We start from the raw sequence: 22,249 nt of genomic DNA, 5'->3' as shown, positions 1-22,249 counted from the left end.
AGGAGCTGGGAATGTCCGGCGCATCGTCGCTGCCGCCGCTGGTCGAACCGGCGTCGGAGCTGACCAAGGAAGAGGTCGCGCGCTACAGCCGCCACCTGATCATCCCGGACGTCGGGATGGACGGGCAGAAGCGGCTGAAGAACGCCAAGGTGCTGGTGGTCGGCGCCGGCGGACTCGGCAGCCCGGCGCTGCTGTACCTGGCCGCGGCCGGGGTCGGCACGCTCGGCATCGTGGAGTTCGACGAGGTCGACGAGTCGAACCTGCACCGCCAGGTCATCCACGGGCAGTCCGACCTCGGGCGGCCCAAGGCGGAATCGGCCCGCGACTCGATCGCCGAGATCAACCCGTTCGTCAAGGTGAACCTGCACCAGACGCACCTGACGTCGGAGAACGCGCTCGACATCTTCCGCGACTACGACCTGATCCTGGACGGCACGGACAACTTCGCCACCCGCTACCTGGTGAACGACGCCGCGGTGCTGCTCGGCAAGCCGTACGTGTGGGGGTCGATCTTCCGCTTCGAGGGCCAGGCCAGCGTCTTCTGGGCGGAGCAAGGCCCGAACTACCGCGACCTGTACCCCGAGCCGCCGCCGCCCGGCATGGTGCCGTCCTGCGCCGAGGGCGGCGTGCTGGGTGTGCTGTGCGCGTCGATCGGCTCGATCATGGTCAACGAGGCCATCAAGCTGATCACCGGCATCGGCGAGACCCTGCTGGGCCGCCTGATGATCTACGACGCGCTGGAGATGAGCTACCGCACGGTCAAGATCCGCAAGGACCCGAACGCCACGCCGATCACCGAGCTGATCGACTACGAGGCGTTCTGCGGCGTGCTCTCCGGGGATGCCCAGCAGGCGGCGGTGAACAGCACGATCACCCCGCGCGAGCTCAAGGACATGTTCGACCGGGGCGAGAAGTTCGAGCTGATCGACGTCCGGGAGCCGCACGAGTACGAGATCGTCAAGATCGAGGGCTCGAAGCTGATCCCGAAGGACCGCATCCTCTCCGGTGAGGCGCTGTCCGAGCTGCCGCAGGACCGCAAGATCGTCCTGCACTGCAAGTCCGGCGGGCGTTCGGCGGAGGCGCTGGCGGCGCTGCACAAGGCGGGCTTCTCCGACGCGGTGCACGTCGGCGGCGGCGTGCTCGGCTGGGCCAACCAGGTCGACCCGAGCCTGCCGACGTACTAGGCGGAATCCCGAACCCGCTCCGCGCCTCGGTGCGGAGCGGGTTCGTCGTCCGAAAAGACATCACGGTAGTCGCGAAATCGCGGGATCGGATGCGGCGCGCGGAGTGCCTGCTACGGAAATCGCGATCATTTAGGTAGCGTCACGCCCGTGACTCATACGCCGGATCCGCCACCGCCGCACGTGCGAGCGGCATTCGGCGCGCGCGTCGAAGAACCCGAGCCGCTGGACGGCGCGGTCGCCTGGCGGTGCGGCGAGATCGTGCTCAAGCCGGCCGCGAACACCGCCGAGGCGGCGTGGGTGGCGCAGACGCTGGACCTGCTGGAACCCGACGACGTGCGGGTGTCCCGCCCGGTGCGCTCCACCGATGGGCGCTGGGTGGTGTCCGGCTGGTCGGCCAGCCGGAACCTCGAAGGTCAGGCCGAGCCGCGGCACGACGACGTGGTGGCCATGTCGCTGCGGCTGCACTCGGCGAGCCGGTTCCTGGCCCGGCCGCGGTTCCTGCAGGCGCGGCAGGACATCTACGCGCTGGCCGACCGGATGGCCTGGGGCGAAGAGGATTACGTGCTGCCGCAGGAGAAGGGCGGTCGGCTCTACGCCGTGCTCGCCGGGTCGCGGCGGGAGGTCGACCTCCGCCCGCAGGTGGTGCACGGGGACCTGTTCGGCAACGTGCTGTTCGCCGAGGACGTGGCACCCGGCATCATCGACTTCAACCCGTACTGGCGGCCCGCCGAGTGGGCCGCGGCGGTGGCGGTGATCGACGCCCTGGCGTGGGGCGGGGCCGATCCGGCCATCGTGGAGCGTTGGTCGCACCTGTCCGAGTGGCCGCAGGCCCTGCTGCGGGCCCTGCTGTTCCGGCTCGCGGTGCACGCGCTGCACCCGCGCTCGTCGTCGCAGACCCTGACGGGCCTGGAACGCGCTTCGCAGATGGTCCTCGAAGTCCTCTGACCGGTTGCCCTGCCCGAGGCCGGGCTTGTGTGACGATTGTGCGGTGCAGGGAGTGTTGAGCGGCTTCACCGTCGGCGTTACTGCGGAGCGAAAGGCCGCCGAGATCGGGGCGTTGTTCACCCGCCGCGGTGCTCGCGTGCTCTTCGGGGCGGCGATGCACACGGTGCCGCTGCCCGAGGACGGCGAGCTGGCCGCGGCGACCGAGGAAGTCCTCGCGGCGCCGGTCGACTACGCGGTGGCGGTCACCGGTGTCGGGTTCCGGGGCTGGATCGAGGCGGCGCAGCACGCCGGCATCGGTGACCGGCTGCTGGCGCACCTGCGTTCGGCCGAGGTCCTTGCGCGGGGCGCGAAAGCCCGTGGCGCGGTGCGCGGTGCCGGGTTGGTCGAGTCCTGGACCTCGCCGTCGGAGGAGTCCGCGGAGGTCTTGGAGCACCTGCTGGCGCGCGATCTCGCTGGGAAGCGGGTCGTGCTCCAGGTGCACGGCGATCCGATGCTGCGGTTCCGCGAAGCGTTGCGGGCGGCGGGGGCCGAGGTGGTGCCGGTGACCGTCTACCGGTGGACCGATCCGGTGGACCTGTCCGCATTGGACCGGTTGATCGACGCGGTGCTGCGGGGCGAGGTGGACGCGCTGCCGCTCACCAGCGCGCCGGCCGCGACCAACCTGCTGGCCCGGGCGGATCGCACCGGGCGCGGCGAGGAGTTCCGGGAAGCGTTGCGCGACAAGGTGTTCATCGCCTGCGTCGGGCCGGTCACGGCGGCGCCGATCGACGCGGCGGGCCTGCCGTACGCGATGCCGGACCGCGCCCGCACCGCATCATTGGTGCGGCTCGTCGCGGACGAACTCCCGAAGCGCGCCGCCCGCTGACCGTCCACAGCGGCTGATGCAGGGCCGCGTCGGTGTCCGAACAGGACGTGCTTCCGGGTGAGAACCTGGCCATCGGTGGACGTGTGTTCGCGTCGGCGGGTATCGACGATTCCCGCGCCGCCCCGGTCAGGCGCCCCAGCGGTAGCGGCGCATGTCGATGCGGGCCCCGTCGGCGAGGACGCCTTCTGCTCGCAGGAGTTCCAGCTGCCGGCGACGCAGGTGGTCGGCGGTGGTGCCGTTGGAGCGCAGGACGCGGTGCCACGGCAGGTCACCGCCGTCCTCGGCGAGGATGCGGCCCACCAGGCGCGCCGAGCGAAGGCCTGCGAGTTCGGCGACGTCTCCGTAGGACAGCACCGATCCGGGCGGGATGGACGCCACCACGGCCCGCACCTGCTCCACGGTCTCCTCATCCACGAGCCCGAAGGTACTCCAAACGCACTGCCGCGCAGCACCCCGCACGCCGAACCTGTAGAAGCACCGTTTCCGCTGGTAGATGCCCGTGTGTGTTTTGTGCTGCCATGGCAGCACAAAACACACACGGGTACTGGCCAGCAGGAACGGTGCCCTAGCGGTGTTGGTCAGCCCTGGAAGCCGGCGACGATCTTGGTGAAGTCCCACGGCTGCTGGTCGACGCCGCCGCAGGAGTCGGAGGGGCCACCGCCGTTGCACGGACGGTCCCGGTTGAGCGCCCAGAAGGTGAAGCGGCCGAGGCCCTTCTCCTTGGCGTAGTCGGCCATCTTCTGGAACGCGGCCTGGTCGACGGTCTCGCCGACGTCGGTCTTGCCGTTCATCGACGAGATGCCCGCGTGCGCGTAGGCCTCCGCGTCGCTGTAGCCGAAGGTGCTCTTGAGCACCTCCTTCAGGCCCTCGGTGGACTGGATCGTGTCGGCCGCCATGTCCGAACCGCCGAAGTTGAACGGCATCTGCGTCCACACGTCGACGTTCGCGCCGATCTCGTTGGCCTTGCCGATCATTCGCTTGCCCACGTCGTTCGGGCCGCTGGCCAGCGTCGGGAAGGTGACCACCGTCTGGACGCCGGGGTTGGCCTCCTTGACGATCTTCAGGGCCTCCAGCACCCGGTCCTGCACGGCCGGGGTCTCGAACTCGCTGGCCTCGATGTCGACGTCGATGGCCTTGAGCCCGAAGGTGTCGATCACCTTCTGGTAGGCGCCGGCCAGCGACTGGGCGTCCTGGCAGAACTCGCCGAGCTTGTTGCCGGCCCAGCCGCCGATGGACGGGACGACGTCGCCGCCGGCGGCGCGGATCTCGTCGATGACGGCCTTGTCGGCGTCCAGCGGGCGGTTGCCGTCCCAGGCCGGGTTGCAGCCGCCGTCGGAGAGGATGAAGGCCAGGGTGAAGTCCTTGATCCCGGTAGCGCTCATCACCTCGCTGGGCTTGGGCGGATTGCCCCAGCCCATGTAGAGGTAGGGCGAGGCGGCGACGGGTGCCGCCGCGTTGGTCGAGGCCGGGGCCGAGGTCTCCGCGCTGAGTGCGGGCGCCGCGCCGATGGTCAGTGCACCGGCGACCGCGGCGCAGCCGAGCAAGGCTTTGCGGACTTTGCTCACGGTTCCTCCTTCGGGGGAGTTGATCGCGCTCGGGGCGCGCTTTCGCAGGTCACAGCCGTGGAGGAGCTGTGACGATCAGCACACTGCCAGAGAACGAAATTGGTTCATACCACCAAAAGGTTCTGTTAATTCCTCGTTGAACTGCGCCTACCAGCGAGCCCTGCGCGACCTTGTCGTCGGCGCGTGATTCCATCGATGCGTGCCATCCCCGACCGCGCCCGTACTCGTGCGCCGAGCCGAACCCGCTCGGCGGCGGACGGTCTGGGACACCGCCGGGCAACGGGCGTTGGCGCACCGCGACGGCCTCCTGCGGATCCTGGGCGGGCCCGGGACCGGCAAGAGCACGCTGATCGCGCAGCTGGCCGCCGAGCGCATCCGCGACCGCGGGGTGTCGCCGGAGAACGTCCTGGTGCTGACCGGCAGCCGGCGCGCGGCGGCCTGGATGCGCACCGAGATCACCCGGCTGCTCACCGGTTCCACGGAGGACCTGCGGACCGCGCCCGAACCACTGGTGCGGACCGTCCACTCGTACGCCTTCGCGGTGCTGCGGCTGCAGGCCGTGCGCGAGCAGCTACCGCCCCCGCAGCTGCTCAACGGCCCGGACCAGGACGCGCTGGTGCGCGACCTGCTGGCCGGGGACGTCGAGGGCGGCGCCCGGGACTGGCCCGAGACGCTGCGCCCGGCGCTGACCGTTCCCGGGTTTGCCGAGGAACTGCGCGATCTGCTGCTGCGGGCCGCCGAGCGCGGCGTGGGGCCCGAGCGGCTGGTGAACCTCGGTAGGCAGCACAACCGTCCGGAGTGGATCGCCGCCGGCCGGTTCGCCCGGCAGTACGAGCAGGTCACGCTGCTGCGCGGAGCGGGCGGCGCGCAGGCCCCCGCGCTGGACGCCGCGGAGCTGGTCGGCTCGGCGCTGCTGGCGTTCGACACCGACCCCGGGCTGCTGGCGGCCGAGCAGGACCGCGTGCGCTACGTCCTCGTCGACGATGCGCAGCACCTCGACCCGCAGCAGTACTGGCTGACCCGGCGGCTCGGCGACACGGCCGTCGAGTTCGTGCTGGCCGGCGACCCGGACCAGGCGGTGTACTCCTTCCGCGGTGCCGATCCGCGCTGCCTGCTGGACGCAGACCCGGACGGCACGAACACCGAGGTGCTCACCGTCGACCACCGGATGTCCAAGGCCGTCCGGGAAGCCGTGCAGCGGCTGGCCGCGCGACTGCCGGGCGCGGGCCCGCAGCGCGAGCTGGTGGAGCCCGAGAACGGGCGCAGCGGCTCGGTACAGGTGCGGTTGCTGGCCACGGAGGCCCAGGAGGCCGCGTGGGTGGCCGACCAGCTCCGCCGGGCGCACCTGCTCGACGAGATCGCCTGGTCGGACATGGCCGTCGTGGTCCGCTCGACCGGCCTGTCGCTTCCGGTGCTGCGCCGCGCCTTGCTGGCGGCAGGCGTGCCGATCGCGCTGCCGGTCGACGACCTACCGCTGGCGCAGCGCACCGCGGTCCGCCCGCTGCTGACGCTGCTGCGCTGCGCTGCGCGCCCGCAGGCGCTCGACCCGGACGCTGCCTCTGAGCTGCTCGCCTCGCCGCTCGGCGGCGCCGACCCGCTCGCGCTGCGGCGGCTGCGTCGCGGGCTCCGTCGTCTGGAGCTCGCCGCCGGAGGTAGCCGGGCCAGCGGTGAGCTGCTGGTGGAGGTGCTGCAGGCCGACGACCGGCTCGCCGCGCTCGAAGACTCCGCCGCCGCGCCGGCCCGTCGCCTCGCGGGGCTGCTGCGCACCGCGGCCGACTCCGTCGCCGCCGGGCACACCGTCGAGGACACGTTGTGGCGGGTGTGGAAGGCCAGCGGCCTGGAGAAGCGGTGGGTCGCGCAGGCCGAGCGGCACGGTGCGGCCGGCGCGCAGGCCGATCGCGACCTCGACGCCGTGGTGTCGTTGTTCGACGCCGCCGCCCAGTTCGTCGACCGGCTGCCGGGTGCGGACGTCGCCGGTTTCGCGGATTACCTGACCAGCCAGCAGATCGCGGGCAGTTCGCTGGCGCCGACCGCGCCCCGGGACAACGCGGTGTCGGTGCTGACCGCGCACGCCGCGAGCGGCCGGGAGTGGGAGGTCGTGGCGATTCCCGGTGTGCAGGAAGGGATTTGGCCCGACCTGCGGCTGCGCGGCTCGTTGCTAGGCGTGGAGCGGCTGGTCGACGTGCTGTCCGGAGTGGACGCCGAGCGGGTGTCGGCGACCGCCCCGCTGCTGGCCGAGGAACGGCGGCTGCTGCTGGTCGCGGCGAGCCGGGCGCGGCGGAACCTGCTGGTCAGCGCGGTGCGCGGGGAGGACGAGCAGCCGTCGCGGTTCCTCGACGAGCTGGAGGGCGTGGTCAGCGACCCGGACGCGGTGGAGCGGCCGATCGCCCGCCCGGAGCGCGGCTTGGCGCTCGGCGACCTCGTCGGTGAGCTGCGCCGGGTGGTGTGCGACGCGGAGGCGGAGCCGGCGCGGCGGCAGCGGGCGGCGGCGCAGCTCGCGCGGCTGGCCAACGCCGGGGTGCCGGGCGCCAGCCCGGAGGCCTGGTACGGGCTGCCGGAGAGCTCCACCGCGGCGCCGCTGGTGACCGGCGACGATCCGGTCAAGGTGTCACCGTCCACTGTGGAAATCCTGGCCAAGTGCCCGCTGCGCTGGCTGGTCGAGCGGCACGGCGGCCAGGACACCGCCGAGCTCGCCGCCGTCACCGGCACGCTCGTGCACGCGCTCGTGCAGGCCGCAGCGGACGGCGCGGACACCGCGCAGCTGCACAAAGCCCTGGACGACGCTTGGGAATCCGTGGACGCCGGCGCTCCCTGGTTCTCGCGCAAGGAGCGCACGCGCGTGGAGAAGATGCTCGACGCGTTCGTGACGTGGCTGGTGGAGTCGCGGGCCGAGCTCACCCAGATCGGCGTGGAGAAGGACCTGGACGTCACGGTCGCGGGCCGGGAGGGCGGGCCGTGGCTGCGGTTGCGCGGCCGCGTGGACCGGCTGGAGGTCGATCCCGACGGTCGCCCCGTGGTGGTCGACGTCAAGACCGGGAAGACGCCGGTCAGCAAGGGCGACGCCGAGGAGCACCCACAGCTCGCGGTGTACCAGCTGGCCGCCGCTTTGGGCGCGTTCGGCGAAAACGACGGGCCCGGTGGGGCGCGACTGCTGTACGTCGCGAAGGCCGACCGGAAGGGCGCGGCGACCGAACGCGTCCAGCAGGCCCTGGACACCGAGCGGATCGAGGTGTGGCTCGACGTGGTGCACACCGCCGCGGCGTCCAGCCTGGGCCCGGCCTACGTGGCCAGCGAGAACTCCGACTGCGCGCGATGCCCGGCGCGCACCTGCTGCCCCGTCCACCCGGCCGGAAGACAGGTCGCGCAGTGATCGGGTACTGCTTCGGCGCCCTCCGCGGAACTCGGTCCGGGGGCCGCGCATGAACGGCCGGCCATCCGAGAACCCGCCGGGGCCCGCGGCCATCAGTCCACATCGGATCGCGCAGGCGCTCGGGCTGCACCCGCCGACCCCGGAGCAGGCCGCGGTGATCGCCGCGCCCGCCGAACCGGCGCTGGTCGTGGCGGGAGCGGGCGCGGGGAAGACCGAGACGATGGCCGCCCGCGTGGTGTGGCTGGTCGCCAACCGGCTGGTGACGCCGGAACGCATCCTCGGCCTGACGTTCACCCGCAAGGCCGCGCGGCAGCTCGCCGACCGGGTGCGCGCCCGGCTGCGCCGGCTCGCCGGATCGGGACTGCTCGACGAGGTCGATCCCAGCAGGCAGCTGCTCTCGGCGGTGCTCACCGAAGAGCCCACGGTGCTGACCTACCACGCCTACGCGGGGCGGCTCGTCGGCGAGCACGGCCTGCGGGTGCCGGTCGAGCCGGGCGCGCGGCTGCTGACCGAGACCGCGTCCTGGCAGCTCGCGCACAGCGTCGTCGCGACCTGGACCGAGGACATCGACACCGACAAGGTCCCGTCCACGGTCACCGGCTACCTGCTCTCGCTGGCCGGTGAGCTCGCCGAGCACCTGGTGCGCCCGGACGACCTGCGGGCGCACGCCGAGAAGCTCTGCCACGCCGTCGAGAACGCGCCGCGCGCCAAGGGCCAGCGCGCGAACCTGCCGCAGGACCTGGTGAAAGTCGTTGCCGCGCAACGCTTGCGGGTGGCGCTGCTGCCGCTGGTCGAGGAGTACGCGCAGCGCAAGCGGCGCGAAGGCGCGATGGACTTCGCCGACCAGATGTCGCTGGCGGCACTGCTCGCCGCCGAGCATCCCGAAGTCGTCGACGGGGAACGCGCTCGCTACGGCGCCGTCCTGCTGGACGAGTACCAGGACACCGGCCACGCGCAACGGGTATTGCTGCGCTCGCTGTTCGGCCGTGACCGGCCGCTGCCGGTCACCGCCGTCGGCGACCCGGCGCAGGCCATCTACGGCTGGCGCGGCGCGAGCGCGGCGAACCTCCCGCGCTTCACCACCGATTTCCCGCGCATCGACGACGGCCGCAAGGCCCGGGCGCACCGGTACGGACTGCTGACGAGCTTCCGCAACCCGGCGGAAGTCCTGCACGTCGCCAACGCGGTCTCGGAACCGCTGCGCAAGACGGGGCTGGAAGTCGACGAACTGCGCGCCAGGGACGGCGCCGAACCCGGCGACATCCGGTTGGTGCTGAGCGAACACGTGCGGTCCGAACGCGACTGGGTCGCCGACCAGGTCACCGCGCAGTGGCACGCGGCGCTGGACGAAACGGGCCGCCCGCCGACCGCGGCGGTGCTGGTGCGACGCCGCGCCGACATGACCGACATCGCGGCTGCGCTGCGGGAACGCGGCCTGCCGGTGGAGGTCGTCGGGCTCGGCGGCCTGCTCGACGAGCCCGAGGTCCGCGACCTCGTGAGCGCATTGCGGTCGCTGGTCGACCCGCTCGCCGGAACGGCCGCGATGCGGCTGCTCACCGGCTCGCGCTGGCGCCTGGGAGCGGCCGACATCGCCGCGCTGTGGGACCGAGCGAGGGAGCTCGGGACGCAGGCGTTCGGGGCGCCCGAATCCTCCGATCCGTCCGCAATGGTCACCGCGGCGTTGCCGGGTGAGAACGCCGAGCAGGCAGGCCTCGTCGACGCACTCGACGATCCCGGCGACGCGGGGCGCTATTCCGGCGACGGCTACCGGCGCATCCGGCGGCTGGGCGGCGAACTCGCCGCGTTGCGGCGCCGCCTGGACCAGCCGTTGCCGGAGCTCGTCGCCGACGTCGAACGGACGCTGCTGCTGGACATCGAGAGCATGGCGCGACCGGTCGGCGCGGGCCGCATCCACCTCGACGCGTTCGCCGACGCGGTCACCGACTTCGCGACCGCGAGCCCGTCGGCCACGCTGCACGCGTTGCTGGACTACCTGGAAGCGGCCGAACGAGCCGAGGACGGCCTGGAACCCGGCGAGGTCGAAGTCGCCGAGGACCGGGTCCAGGTGCTCACCGTGCACGCCGCCAAGGGCCTGGAGTGGCAGGTCGTCGCCGTGCCGCACCTGGTCAACGACGTCTTCCCCGGCAAGCGGAAGTCCTCGTCGTGGCTGCGGTCGGCCACCGAACTGCCCGCCGAACTCCGCGGCGACGCCCAGGACCTGCCCCGGCTGGACGTCGAGCGGCTGTTCGGGCTGGACCGCAAGGAGGTCACCGAGGCGCTGGGCATCCACGACGAAGAGTTCGAGGAGCGCCGGCTCGCCGAGGAGCGGCGGCTGCTCTACGTCGCGGTGACGCGTTCGGAGCGGACGTTGCTGCTGTCCGGGCACTGGTGGGGCGAGAACGGCGACCGGCCGAAGGGGCCGTCGGACTTCCTGCGGCAGCTGGCGGAGGTGCTGCGCGAGGCCGGGGCCGGGGTCGTCGACCTGTGGACGCCGGAACCCGACGAGGGCGCGACGAACCCGCTGGCCGACGCCGTGCGCTCCGCGGAGTGGCCGGTCGATCCGCTGGGGCCGCGCCGCGCCGCGGTGGCCGAAGGCGCGGAGCTCGTGCGGGCCGCGATGTCCACTGTGGATGATGCGGAGCCGGAGGACGACGAGGACGGCTGGGCGCGGGACGTCGACGTGCTGCTGGCCGAGCGCGCCGCGGCCGCGCAACGGCGGGAGCAGGTGCGGCTGCCGGACCACCTGTCGGTGAGCCAACTCGTCGAGCTCGCCAAGGATTCCGACACCCTCGCCCGGCGGCTGCGCCGCCCGCTGCCGTTCCCGCCGAACCCGATGACCCGCCGGGGCACCGCGTTCCACGCCTGGCTGGAGCACCGGTTCACCTCGACCGCGCTGCTGGACTTCGACGAACTGCCCGGCGCCGCCGACGAATCCGCGCCGGTGCACGAGGAGCTCGCCGATCTGCAGCAGGCGTTCCTGGCCGGTTCCTGGGCCGACCGCACGCCGCACCGGGTCGAGGTGCCGTTCGAAACCCAGGCCGAGGGCGTGGTGCTGCGCGGCCGGATGGACGCGGTGTTCGCCGACGCCGACGGCGGCTGGACGGTGCTGGACTGGAAGACCGGCGCGGTGCCGGGCGGCGACCAGATCCCGGCGCTGTCGGTGCAGCTCGCGGCCTACCGGCTGGCCTGGGCGGAGCTCTCCGGCACGCCGCTTGCGAAGGTCCGCGCGGCGTTCCACTACGTCCGCGATGACTACACGCTCCGCCCCGCCGACCTCCTCGACGCCGACGGCATCCGGAACCTCATCACTTCGGTGCCCTCGGCGCAGTGACGGTTCGGCCTGGTCAGGCCTCGTGAGTGCGGTCGGCCGCTCCGGCGACCAAACTCACTCACGAGTGCTGACCTGCGGCGGTGCCGACGTCATCGGGATCACCGCCGACCCCCGGATCACTACACGTTCGGGTGGCGGAGCTTGAGATCGCGGTTCGCGGCGGATGACTATGCCCGCGATGAACACGGACTGGAAGCTCAACACGCCACCGGAATCCGAAGTGAACGTCGACGCCGACGTCCTGGCGATGCGCGCCCCGCTGGTGCGGGTGCACCGGAACGACGAAGGCACCTGGTCCTTCGACGGCCCGGGCCGCAACCCGCGACCGTCGAAGAAGACGATGCTCAGCGCCGTCGTCGGGGCCTGGCCGCACGTCGCCGCACTGTCCGATTTGGACACCGGTGGCGCCGCGGTGTGGTCGTGGAAGCAGCACGGCTGGGCCAGCGAGTTCAAGTGCGAGTGCGGCAGCTGCGAACAGCCCGTCGCCGCCGACATCGACCGCAACAGCTGGCCGGCCGAACTGCAGCCGCACAGCATCCTCAGCGTCGAGCAGGTCGCCCTGTCCGGCCAGGCGCCGCTGACCGACATCATCTCCACGCCCGGCGGCATCGCGCTGCTGGGCCCGGGCGACCACCGGCGCTCGGCCGACCTGATGACGCCGATCGCGCTGGCGAACGTGATCCGCCGCTGGCCGCACACGATGCAGGCGCTGCGCGCGCTGAAGGAAGGCCGCGGCATGCGCTGGAACCAGCAGCAGCTCAACTGGCACGAATACGTCCTGGCCTGAGCAGAAGCATTCCGGGTTCGTTTTCCGCAGCGGTGCGGGTAGCGGCCCCCTGCGGGAGTTACGGTCGCCTTCTCGCTGTGGGATCCCCGATTTGTGTATGACCCAACGCGGCTTCGGGGCTGTCCTCGCGAGAGGACGTCTGAGAACCCGCGGCGGTGCCGGGTGCGTGCGTGGTGAAAGGAGAAAGCGGCTACCGCCGCTTGCCTGACGTCTGCGCTCAGGCGTTCTCGGTGAGCTGGGGGAGTTCGAGGAGCCGCGAGTAGAGGACCTCCAGCAGCCAGCGGCCGAACATCGACGAGCCGAACTCCGCGGTCCGGTCCTCCGGCGTGACCACCAGCTCGGCCGGGCCCTCGAAACCGGCATTGACCACGCCCACGCCGTAGTAGTCCAGCTCCAGCATCCGCAGCGGCTTGTACTTGGACCCCTGCGGCAGCACGACGGCGCACGGCGCCAACGTCAGCAACGTCCCGCACGCCCGCAGCGCGTGGCGGGCGCGGGACACCGGCACCAGCAGCCCGAGCAGATCGACCGCGGCCACCGGCACCTGGTCGTGCGTGCAGGGCTCGGACCAGGACCGGAACCAGGCCGGGTTGAGCTCCGGCCCCCAGCCGTGAAGGCTGCGCCACTCGTGGACGTCGCGCCTGATCCGCGCCACGGCGGCGAATCGCGCACCGAGGACCTCGACGTCCGGGATCAGCTGGCCGTCCCATCCCAGGGCGCGGGCCGCGTGCTGGAGCTGCTGCACCGCTGCATGGTAAGCCGCCGCGCCGCCAAGTCCAGACGAGGTCTTCCGGCCTGCAGGAGAACTCCTCGCCGAACCGCCGGTCCCGCGTCGCACCCGGCGCGCGGTCAACGGTTACTGTTCTGCGCCGTGAGTGGTGAGAACGCGCTTCCGAGTCGCGCGGCAGGAGCCGGAGGGCACGGGTCATGATGCGGCGCAGTCCCAAGCGGCTGGCGCACCCCTTCATCGGTGGCCGCACCGACGAGGAGGAGCTGACCAGTCGGCCCGACCACGCGCTGGTGGGCGTGATCCGGATGCCGGGCAGCACGATCAGCCCGGTGCGCTCCATCATCCGCCGGATCATCGGCGCGATGCTCGCGCTGGCCGCCACGGTGTTCATCGTGTACTTCGGCCGGGACGGCTACCGGGACTCCGCGGGCGGCGAGCTGGACCTGCTGGACGCCGTCTACTACGCGACGGTGTCGCTGTCCACCACCGGCTACGGCGACATCACCCCGGTCACCTCACAGGCCCGGCTGGTGAACGTGCTGGTCATCACGCCGCTGCGGGTGCTGTTCCTGATCGTGCTGGTCGGTACCACACTGGAAGTGCTCACCGAGCGCTCTCGGCAGGCTTTCAAGATCCAACGCTGGAGGTCCAAGGTGCGCGACCACGTGGTCGTCATCGGATACGGAACCAAGGGTCGTTCGGCGGTCACCGCACTGCTCGGCGACGGCGCGGAGCCCGGGCGCATCGTGGTCGTCGACACCGACCAGCGATCGCTGGAAACCGCGTCCGCGCAAGGCCTGGTCACCGTCAACGGCTCGGGCACCCGCTCGGACGTGCTGCGCGTGGCGGGGGCGCCGCGGGCGCGGGCGATCGTGGTCGCCCCGGCCCGCGACGACACGGCCGTGCTGGTCACGCTGACCGCGCGGGAGCTGGCGCCGAAGGCGCAGATCGTCGCGGCGGTGCGGGAGGCCGAGAACGTGCACCTGCTGCGCCAGTCCGGCGCGGACTCGGTGGTGGTGTCCAGCGAGACGGCGGGCCGCCTGCTGGGCATGGCGACCTCGACGCCGTCGGTGGTGGAGATGTTCGAGGACCTGCTGACGCCCGACGCGGGCCTGGCGATCGCCGAGCGGGAGGTCGAACCGCAGGAGATCGGCGGCTCCCCGCGACACCTCTCGGACATCGTGCTCGGCGTGGTGCGCGACGGTCAGCTCTACCGGGTGGACGCGCCGGAAGCCGACGCGATCGAGGCCGGCGACCGGCTGCTCTACGTCAAGAAGGTGACGCCCGCGGACGCCTAGCGGGCACGGCACCGAATCCGGCGCACCGGCCGTGATCCCGCCATTGCCCCGAGTGATGGTCGGCGCCATCCGGCTTTCTGCCAATATCGGTGCCGTGGGAAGGCAACGAGGTTCGGCGTCGGTGGCGCCGATCCTGCTTGTCCTCGGAACGCTCGGGATCGCGGTGGCGGCGGTCACGCTGTGGCCGCTGGTGACGGAGGCCGGGCAGGCGATGCGACCGGCGACGGCGACCGTCATCGAGTCGCGCCCGTGCGGCACCGCCTCGGCGCGAGACCTCGTCGAGGTCCGGATCGACGGCGCGGTGCAGCGAGCGCCATTCGACGGCTGCGGCCACGCCCCCGGCCAGCAGCTGCCGGTGCAGGTGCCCGCCGACCCGGGCGAGGACTTCGTGGTCCGCCCGGCGCGATCGACCGACTCCGAGCTGAAAGGCCAGGAGCAGCGCGCCAACTGGGTCCTGCTGACCCTCGCCGCGGTCGCCGGCGGCGGTTACGGGCTGATGCTCCGCCGGTCCTGAGCCCCGTCAGTCGACGTCGGAGGCCGCCGCCCGCCAGGTGTTGCACTCCGTGATCCGGTTCTTCCGGAACCCCTGCTCCACCCAAGCGGCGTTGGTCGACGTGCTGCCGTGGTCGCGCACGTTGGTGTGCTCGTCGCCGCGATCGGAGGAGTCCTCCAGCGCCGGGAAGATGTAGTCGTTGCTGACGCCGCCGTTCTGCAACGCGGCCAGCGTCATGCCCTCGAAGCACGTCGCCTGCAGCTCGGAGCGCCGCGTCAGTTCCAGCCCGGCCGACGTGGAGCTGCCGCCCGCGTCGTAGGACGCGTCGCCGTAGGCGCTGTTGATCCCGGTCATGCCCTGCAGCGCATGGCCGAATTCGTGCGCGAACTGGCCGAGGTACACGCCGGCCTCGGTGCGCTGCTCGACCTGGGCGTAGTAGCGCCCGGTCATGTAGATCGTGTGGTTGCCGGGGCAGTACATCGCGGTCTGGTTCCACCGCCGCGTCCCGCAGGGCGTTTCGATGTTGTCGCCGGTGGTGATCACGGTGGGCGTCCGGACCGGCAGGTCGGCGTTCTCCAGCGCCGGCGCCCACGCCTGCATCAGGCAGGGCAGCGCGGCCTGGTAGAAGCGGTCCTGCGCGGTGACGTCGGTGCTGAAGCGGGGCAGGTCGCACGAGGTGTTCATCGCGCCGTTGCCCGGGATGTTCAACGGGTGGTCGCCCAGCGCCGAGACCGGTTTGACCTCGTCGTCGGAGCCCCTGGTCGACGTGGACGTCTCGGATTCCTCGTTGCCGCTGGTCGTCGTGCCGTCGGAGGTCTCGGTCTCGCTGGAGTTCGTCGACGTGGAGCGGCTGCTGGTGCTGCTGTAGTCGGAAGCCCGGCTCGAGGTGATCGAGGCGGCCATCGCGCCGACGGTGCCGACGCCGAGCAGAGCCACGCCGACCAGCACCAGCGCGACGATGACACCGGTGTTGCTCTTGCGCTGCGGCGGCCGCATGTGCGGCATCGGCTGCGGCGGGCGTTGCGTTGTCAATCGCACGGTCGTCTGCGGCGGCAGCGGGCGCGCGGCAGGAGGTGGTGCGATCCGACGGGTCGGCTGGTCGAAGATCGGCGCTCCCTGCTGCGGGCGCAGGGGTTGCGTGCCGGGCGGCGGTAACGGAGGACGGCGTTGCTGCGGCTGCGGGCCCGGGCCTTGAGGTGGCTGTGGCCGCGGGCCTTGCGGTGGTTGCGGCCTGGAGGCCGGACCTTGCGGTGGTTGCGGCCGGGGGACCGGACCTTGCGGCGGGCGGGGGGCCGGACGCTGTTGCCCGCCGCGCGGGCCCTGCGGTGGCCAGGGCGGGCGGGGTGGCCGCGGGCCGCGCGGTGGCGGGGGCGGCTGCGTCATGCGGTCTTCCTCGCGGAGTGTCGAATGTGGACCGTTGGTCCAGGTTCAGCTGGCCGCCACCGAGCAGTCATTTCCCCCGACTTCCTCGCCATCAATCCCACCGTTGTGGACCAGAGCTTAGCGACGGGCGGCTATCGTTCGGGCCGTGTTGACCAAACGGGGGCTGGCGGTCGCCCTGACCGGACTGCTGTTGGGCGCGCCGAGCGTGGCCTCGGCGCAGGAGCAACCGGTAGATGCGTTGCCCGGCACGGTTTCCAGCAGCGTGAACCTCAAACTGCAGCGCGACGGCCTGGTCTCGGTCACCGAGCGGATCAACGTTCCCACAGGTCAACAAGTCGAGCGCACGATGCCGCTGCGGCAGTCCGCGGGGCCCGGCGCGGACCGGGTCTTCACGGTCTCCGACGCCGTGCTCGACGGCGGCGGTGCGATCCAGGTCGAGGCCGACAAGGTGCATCTGACGCTGCAGCCCGGGGTCTCGACGCTGACGTACTCGGTTCGCGGTGCCGTGGCCGACGCCGGTGACCGGCAGGACGTCCGCTGGCAGGTGTCCGGCGGCTGGAACGTGCCGGTGGACCGCGTCGAGGTGTCGATGCTGTCGCCGAAGGTGCCGCAAGAGATCATGTGTCTCGCGGGCCCGCTCGGCAGTGCGAACCGCTGCGCCCAGTTCGAGATCACCCACACCCAGTCGATGCACGCGCTGACCTACGGCCTGCAACCCGGCGACCGGATGGACATCACGTTCAAGGTCCCGGCGGGAACGGTGCCGGCGAACGCGGTGACCGAGCAGTACTTCAGCCTGGCAAGGGCGTTCTCGCTGACGCCGGCGACGGCGGTCGGCCTGCTCGCGATCGGTCTGCTGCTGATCGGTGGCCTCGGCCTCGTCTGGTACGCCCGCGGCCGGGACGTGCGCGCGTTCGCCGAGGACGTGGGCCAGGTCGAGGTGCTGATGACCGATTCCCAGGGCACTGTCGAGTTCGCGTCCCCGGACGGCGTGCTGCCCGGCCAGATCGGCACGGTCATCGACGAGCGGGTGGACCCGGTCGACGTGACGGCGACGATCATCGACCTGGCGGTCCGCAACTACCTGTGGATCGAGGAACTCCCCGGCCAGGACTGGCGAATCGTCCGGCTGAACCCGGCCGACGATTCGCTGCGACCGTTCGAGAGAGCGGTCTACGACCTCCTCGTCGGGCAGGCGGAAGAGGCGCGGCTGTCCGAACTGCGAGACCTCGACGCAAGCCAGGTCCGCGCGGCGCTGTACGCGGAGGTCGTGGAGAAGGAGTGGTTCGCGCGGCGCCCGGACGTCGACCGGAACCGCTTCTGGTGGACGGGTCTCGGCGTGATCATCGGCGGAGCGGCGCTGACGACGGTACTGGCGCTGACGACTTCGGTGGCACTGCTGGGGATCGGCGTGCTGATCGCCGGCATCGCGATGATGTTCAGCGCCCGCCTGATGCCGGCGCGAACGCGACGAGGCAGCGCGCTCGTGGTGCAGGTGAGGGGCCTGCGCGGCTACCTGCACGAGGCGTCGGCGGAGTCGCTGCCGTCGAAGGACCGAGAGACGGTGTTCTCCCGATCGCTGCCGTACGCGCTGGTTCTGGAGGAAACGGACCGCTGGCTGGCGGAGTTCGCGGAACTGGACCTGGGAGTGGACGGAACGCCGGGCCTGTACTGGTACGGAACCCAGACCGAGACCCCGAATCCCCAGAACTTCCACCAAACCTTCCCGGCACTGGTGGAAACCCTGAACAAAAAAATCAACCGCTAACACCAGCGCCGGGCCCTCGGTTCATTGAGCTGGAGCACGCGCAGCGGAACTGGTTGAGGTGGCGTTCACCTCGGAGGTCACGGCCATTCGGGGCTCGAAAGGTCTGACGGCGACACGCATCACGATGGAAGAGCGCCGCTGGTCGGAGTTCTTGAGCGAGGTCACGTCGACGCGTGCGGCGAGTCGCGGAAGGTCGCCGAGCGCGTCTCACCAAGACCTCCGGAGTAAAGACAGGTAGGTCTCAGTGCCTTCGGCGTGCCAGGTCCAGGCTCTTCGAGCTAGAGGATGCTGCGGAAATGCTGGACGGATAGTCGAGCACTGCCTCCCAAACGGACCCGACATGATCGCAGCGCCATGAGAGCAGAACCCCGACGACACGAGGTGTTCAGTGACTGCGTTTTCCAAGCCCCTGATCGCAACGGCTGCGGGCCTGAGCCTGCTAGTGCTCACCGCATGCGCGGGCGGTGGTAAGACCGCCAGGAGTGGTGAGGAGACGTCTTCCGCTCTGGCCTCGGCGTCGAAATTCGCACTGGCGAGCTTCGATCCGTGCACGTTCTTCGAGTCCGACGAGCTGACTTCGTTCGGTGTTTCGACGAAGAGCGAGGAGTTCACGCAAGTTAGCTTCCAGCCAGGCTGCGAGTGGAGGGGAGAGGAGTTCACCCTCGGCCTCCAGAAGAACGCAGATGAGACGGTGCAGAGCCTTGGCGAGGGTGGTGGCTTCGACAGCTACGTGCCCACGACGGTTGGCGGTCGCGAGGGGGCAGAGCTGTTGGTTGCCGGGGCGACAGGGCAGGGCTTGTGCAACTACGTCGTTTCCACAGGTGGCGGAATTGCGATCTACCAGCTCACTGGCGCGATGCGAGACTCCGTGGCCGACCCGTGTGGTGATCTGAAGAAGATCGTCGATCAAACGGCTTCGCGGCTGCCGAAGTGACCGAGGAGCCGGCGGGAACGAAGCCGGCCCGGCCGGACTTCCGCCACCTCGCGTGATCGCTGTCTGCAATCACTTGGCGTCGGATCGTGACAACGCCGTTGACCTGCGGCTGAACGGGTGGGCCAGAGCTGCTTCAGGTTTGTCGGGAACCGTTACGGACGCCCCTGCGTCAGGTTAAAGTGTTCACCGTTACCTGGGGAGATCGCAGAGTCCAGAGGGGTCTGGGATGACAAGCGCAGACGCAAGTGGGTTCGCTGCAGCCAAGGAAGGGCTGAAGGCGATCAGCGGCCGCACGCAGTGGATCAACCAGCAGGTCGGCTCGGGCAAGCTGTCGCTTGATCCCGACGTCGCCGACAAGGCTGCGAAGCGCTGCGAGGAGGAGATCCGCGAGCTGGCTCGGCTTCTGCGTGACTCCGACCAGATCACGCGTTTGAGCGGACTGGGGAACTACCCGGATGGGCAGCAGCTGACGCAACGGTTCGTCGACAAGGCCTCGGCACCAGGTGCGGGCGCGCTCGATTTGGTCCGTCAGCTGCAGGACGAATTGCAGAAGCAGGCAGACGCGTTTCGAGCGGCTGCCAAGGACTACCGTGCGACCGACGAACAGATCTCCGACGACCTTCAGCGAGGTATTAAGTGAGTTTGGTTTCCCGGTCCTTGGCTGTCGGTGTCGCTGGCCTGGCGTTGGTTGGACTGTCTGCCTGCTCCGGTAGCCCGGGCAAGGGCAGCGAGGAGACGTCCACGCCCACGTCCGCGACGCAGAAATCCGGCTTGTCGAACTTCGACCCGTGCAACTTCTTCACGCCAGAAGAGCTCAGCGCGGCGGGTGTTTCCGGCCCTAGCCGCCCGGCGGACGCTTTGAGTTCACAGCCTGGCTGTGACTGGGAGGGCAAGGACGTACTGCTGACGCTCAGCAAGAACGAGACCGAAGATTTCGAGAAGTACAGCAAGAACAACTTCGAGACGTTCGATGTGATCGACATCAATGGCCGGAAAGCGGCGCGTGCTGTGACCGCTGGCTCTGGGGGGCAGGGGATCTGCTCCGCGATCATCAGCGCGGGTGGCGGCATCGTCGACGTGAACGTGGCCGGCATCATGCGCGACTCCGTGGCGGACCCTTGCGGCGAGGCGGAGAAGATCGCACGTCAGATCGAGCCGAGGCTTCCAGAATGACCGAGGAGGAGTGATGGGACTTCTCAGTACCCTCGACAACGCCGGTTCCCGGGTCTTCGGCTGGGAGAGCGCTGCGGAAGAGGAACGCAAGAAGCACGGCGAAGAGGCCAACAGGGTCGCCCAGCAGCAGCAGAGCCAGCTGGCGCAGCAGAACTCGGGCCTCAACGTCACCGGCTACGATTCGCCTGGCATCAGCCAGTGCATCAACTGGTCTGGCTTCAGCCATGGGCAGATCTACCAGACCAATCAGGAGTCGATCGATCAAGGCAAGGTCGGCCAGTCCGCCGAGGCGTGGAAGAAGCTCGCCACGGGCCTGCGCGAGCGCGGGAACAACTACGCCACGGACCTCGCCAAGATCGTCGACGGGGGCTGGGAAGGCGAAGCCGCTAACAACGCTCGCGAGGTCGGCAAGCCTGCTTCCGACTGGATGAAGGCCAGCGCCGACGCCTTCGAGATGACCGGGAACAACCTGCACGCCGCGGGTGAGGCCGCCGGTCAGGCCAGCAAGATGGTCGAGAAGCCCCAGGGCTTCAGCTGGGGCGAGGCCGCCTCTGCTTCTATCCCGTTCGGGCTCGCCGGCGGTGGCGTCAACGCGCTCAGCCAGATGGAGGAGCAGGAGCAGGCGGAGAAGGCCGCGCAGGAGACGATGGCGCGCGTCTACAGCCCCACGCTCACCCAGGTCGACGCGAAGATGCCGCAGTACAAGGGGCCCGACGGCAACACCAAGGAGCCGCCGCCCGTGCCGCCGCCGCCCCCCACGGAATGGGGCGGCGGAGGTCCTGGCAATCCCGGTGGTGGACCCGGCGGCGGAATGCCGGGTGGTGGGACCGGCAAGCTTCCCGGCGGTGGCATCCCCGGTGGCGGCATCCCCGGTGGCGGCATCCCCGGTAGTGGCATTCCCGGCGACGGGCGCCCCATCGGTGCATACGACCCCAATAATCTCGGTAGCGGTATCCCCGGTGGCGGCTACACCACGCCGTCCGGAACCGGCAGCCAGTGGGCCGATCAGCCCGGGCTTCCCGGCGGTGGCGGAGCCGGGCTCCCCGGCGGTGGCGCCGGTGGCGGGCTCGGCGGCGGTGCCGGCGGTGCCGGGATGGTCGGTGGCATGGCCGGCGGGATGGGTGCCGGAGCCGGTGGCATGGCCGCTGGTGGCCGGGCCGGTGTCGGTGGACTCGGTGCCGGGGCTGGTGCCGGCGCGGCCGGCGGAGCTGGTGCTCGAGGCGCCGGTGCCGGACGAGGCGCGATGGGCGGCATGAGTGGTGCCGGTCAGCGCGGCCAGGGCACCGAGGACCAGGAGCACGAGCGCCCGTCCTGGCTCGAGGAGCAGGACGACATCTGGATGAACGACATGCCGAAGACCGCCCCGCCGGTGCTCGGCGAATGATCCGGTGCTGACCGGTGGTGCCGAACTCGGCACCACCGGTCGGTCACGCTTGCAGCGGGCAATTCACAAGGGGAGAAACAACAGTGGGCGTGTTGGGGCGGTGGCAGCTTCAGCCGGTGCACTTGGACATCGTGCTCAAGTACCTGAAGATCGACGGTTTGACCCTGCCGTTGAGCAGCCGTTCTTTCGGGTACACCGCCGATCAGTTCAGCCAGATCGCGATAGGTGAGCTGGACCGGATGGCCGCCGCCGGCGTCGTGATCAACGACGAGGTCGCGCCGCCGCTGGTCACCGCGCTCAAGACGCTGGCCAACCCGTACCTGTGGGTCGACTCGCTGTGGTTCCCGCAGGTCGGCTCCGATCACTGCTGGCGGGCGCTGGCGGTGTTCACCGACGGCAACCGGGTCGTGCTCGGCGTGCAGACGCCGAGCGAGGATCCGCAGCGCGGCGGCATGCTGACCGTCGAGGTCCACGAGAACGCCCCGCTGCCGCAGGTCCTGCTGGCCACGCTGCCGCCCACCAAGCCGGGCGGCCAGGGGCCGGTGCGCGTCCCGCAGAGTTCGCTGGTGCAGCAGCAACAGCCCGACGACTACGACCAGATGAGCATGATGCAGTCGGCCACCCCGAACCGCGGCAGCAGCGGCGACCAGCAGGTCACGCTCTACGAGGCGATCGGGAAGGCGCCGCACGCGCGCATCGGCCAGATCTCGGCGAACACGCGCGACCAGTACGGCCGCCGGAAGCGTTCCCCGGTGGTGTCCTGGTTCGACAACGAACCGGACGGCCGCTACCTGAACCGCGTCGAGCGCGGCAGCTCCGGCGAGCAGGTCTTCGCGATCTTGCCGGCCGACGCGCGCACGATCGGCGCCGAGATCGATTCCCTCATCGCTCAGGTCCGCTGACCACGCCCCAGCACGCGGGCGCTGCTCCACCGCGGCTGGACGCTGCGCGCCGGGAATTCGCCACCTACGCCGGGTGATCACGACACGCCGAAGAGTGGCGAAGGGGGCGCCCACGACTTGACAGTCCGCACGTAGGC

18 protein-coding genes are annotated in these 22,249 nt (G+C 70.8%); 14 read left to right on the top strand and 4 right to left on the bottom strand.

All coding sequences use genetic code 11. The annotated features are described in order from the left end of the window. Positions 1-11 precede the first annotated feature (11 nt). The 3 genes from moeZ (at position 12) to BLW84_RS06320 (ending at position 2,994) form a co-directional block, all read left to right on the top strand. Entirely contained in the window at positions 12-1,184 is a 1,173-nt protein-coding gene (moeZ, locus tag BLW84_RS06330; protein ID WP_093262305.1) for an adenylyltransferase/sulfurtransferase MoeZ, read from the top strand. Positions 1,185-1,331: 147 nt separating this feature from the next. After that, a complete protein-coding gene (locus tag BLW84_RS06325) occupies positions 1,332-2,129 on the top strand; it encodes a TIGR02569 family protein (RefSeq protein WP_245760965.1) in 798 nt (265 codons plus the stop codon). A gap of 43 nt (positions 2,130-2,172) precedes the next feature. After that, on the top strand, positions 2,173-2,994 hold the full coding sequence (locus BLW84_RS06320) for a uroporphyrinogen-III synthase (protein ID WP_093262301.1): 822 nt from the start codon (positions 2,173-2,175) through the stop codon (positions 2,992-2,994). Between the two features lie 126 nt (positions 2,995-3,120). Here the strand turns inward: BLW84_RS06320 and BLW84_RS06315 are convergent, their stop codons facing one another. Then, positions 3,121-3,408 carry an MGMT family protein gene (locus BLW84_RS06315; RefSeq protein ID WP_093262299.1) on the bottom strand — a complete coding sequence of 96 codons (288 nt, stop codon included), beginning with the start codon at positions 3,406-3,408 and terminating at the stop codon, positions 3,121-3,123. 164 nt (positions 3,409-3,572) lie between these two features. Continuing rightward, positions 3,573-4,559, bottom strand: coding sequence for a chitinase (locus BLW84_RS06310; protein WP_093262297.1), 987 nt, complete (start codon positions 4,557-4,559; stop codon positions 3,573-3,575). Positions 4,560-4,758: 199 nt separating this feature from the next. On the opposite strand from BLW84_RS06310, the gene BLW84_RS06305 reads away from it, so the two are divergent. The 3 genes from BLW84_RS06305 (at position 4,759) to BLW84_RS06295 (ending at position 12,047) form a co-directional block, all read left to right on the top strand. Continuing rightward, a complete protein-coding gene (locus tag BLW84_RS06305) occupies positions 4,759-7,929 on the top strand; it encodes an ATP-dependent helicase (protein WP_177226312.1) in 3,171 nt (1,056 codons plus the stop codon). A gap of 49 nt (positions 7,930-7,978) precedes the next feature. Then, positions 7,979-11,260, top strand: coding sequence for an ATP-dependent helicase (locus tag BLW84_RS06300; protein ID WP_093262293.1), 3,282 nt, complete (start codon positions 7,979-7,981; stop codon positions 11,258-11,260). Between the two features lie 178 nt (positions 11,261-11,438). Then, positions 11,439-12,047 (top strand): hypothetical protein, encoded by a 609-nt coding sequence (locus BLW84_RS06295; protein ID WP_245760964.1) that lies wholly within the window; start codon positions 11,439-11,441, stop codon positions 12,045-12,047. A 217-nt stretch (positions 12,048-12,264) separates the two neighbouring features. Here the strand turns inward: BLW84_RS06295 and BLW84_RS06290 are convergent, their stop codons facing one another. Beyond that, on the bottom strand, positions 12,265-12,792 hold the full coding sequence (locus BLW84_RS06290) for a hypothetical protein (RefSeq protein ID WP_093262289.1): 528 nt from the start codon (positions 12,790-12,792) through the stop codon (positions 12,265-12,267). Positions 12,793-13,082: 290 nt separating this feature from the next. Here BLW84_RS06290 and BLW84_RS06285 point away from each other — a divergent pair, with 290 nt between their 5' ends. Both BLW84_RS06285 and BLW84_RS06280 read left to right on the top strand, forming a co-directional pair. Beyond that, positions 13,083-14,075 (top strand): potassium channel family protein, encoded by a 993-nt coding sequence (locus BLW84_RS06285; protein WP_245760984.1) that lies wholly within the window; start codon positions 13,083-13,085, stop codon positions 14,073-14,075. 94 nt (positions 14,076-14,169) lie between these two features. Then, positions 14,170-14,589: a hypothetical protein gene (locus BLW84_RS06280; RefSeq protein WP_093262433.1), complete on the top strand. Its 420-nt coding sequence runs from the start codon at positions 14,170-14,172 to the stop codon at positions 14,587-14,589. 6 nt (positions 14,590-14,595) lie between these two features. On the opposite strand, the gene BLW84_RS06275 is transcribed toward BLW84_RS06280, so the two are convergent. Further along, positions 14,596-15,606 (bottom strand): neutral zinc metallopeptidase, encoded by a 1,011-nt coding sequence (locus BLW84_RS06275; protein ID WP_425441681.1) that lies wholly within the window; start codon positions 15,604-15,606, stop codon positions 14,596-14,598. Between the two features lie 490 nt (positions 15,607-16,096). On the opposite strand from BLW84_RS06275, the gene BLW84_RS06265 reads away from it, so the two are divergent. From BLW84_RS06265 to BLW84_RS06240, 6 genes are all read left to right on the top strand, one after another. After that, positions 16,097-17,719, top strand: a complete 1,623-nt coding sequence (locus BLW84_RS06265) for a DUF2207 domain-containing protein (protein WP_093262285.1) — start codon at positions 16,097-16,099, stop codon at positions 17,717-17,719. Between the two features lie 388 nt (positions 17,720-18,107). After that, entirely contained in the window at positions 18,108-18,653 is a 546-nt protein-coding gene (locus tag BLW84_RS06260; RefSeq protein WP_093262283.1) for a DUF3558 family protein, read from the top strand. 226 nt (positions 18,654-18,879) lie between these two features. Beyond that, positions 18,880-19,293 (top strand): hypothetical protein, encoded by a 414-nt coding sequence (locus BLW84_RS06255; protein WP_093262281.1) that lies wholly within the window; start codon positions 18,880-18,882, stop codon positions 19,291-19,293. Further along, on the top strand, positions 19,290-19,826 hold the full coding sequence (locus BLW84_RS06250) for a DUF3558 domain-containing protein (protein ID WP_093262279.1): 537 nt from the start codon (positions 19,290-19,292) through the stop codon (positions 19,824-19,826). The genes BLW84_RS06255 and BLW84_RS06250 overlap by 4 nt, the downstream gene beginning before the upstream one ends. A 13-nt stretch (positions 19,827-19,839) precedes the next feature. Beyond that, a complete protein-coding gene (locus BLW84_RS46020) occupies positions 19,840-21,210 on the top strand; it encodes a PPE domain-containing protein (RefSeq protein WP_143060871.1) in 1,371 nt (456 codons plus the stop codon). A gap of 116 nt (positions 21,211-21,326) precedes the next feature. Further along, positions 21,327-22,112 carry an ESX secretion-associated protein EspG gene (locus tag BLW84_RS06240; RefSeq protein WP_245760962.1) on the top strand — a complete coding sequence of 262 codons (786 nt, stop codon included), beginning with the start codon at positions 21,327-21,329 and terminating at the stop codon, positions 22,110-22,112. Positions 22,113-22,249 lie beyond the last annotated feature (137 nt).

Origin of the sequence: Saccharopolyspora shandongensis (genome assembly GCF_900106995.1) — a bacterium.
In the GTDB taxonomy this organism is placed as follows: Bacteria; Actinomycetota; Actinomycetes; order Mycobacteriales; family Pseudonocardiaceae; genus Saccharopolyspora; species Saccharopolyspora shandongensis.
Note: the sequence above shows the minus strand (reverse complement) of the source record. Positions and strands in the feature narration are given on the sequence as shown.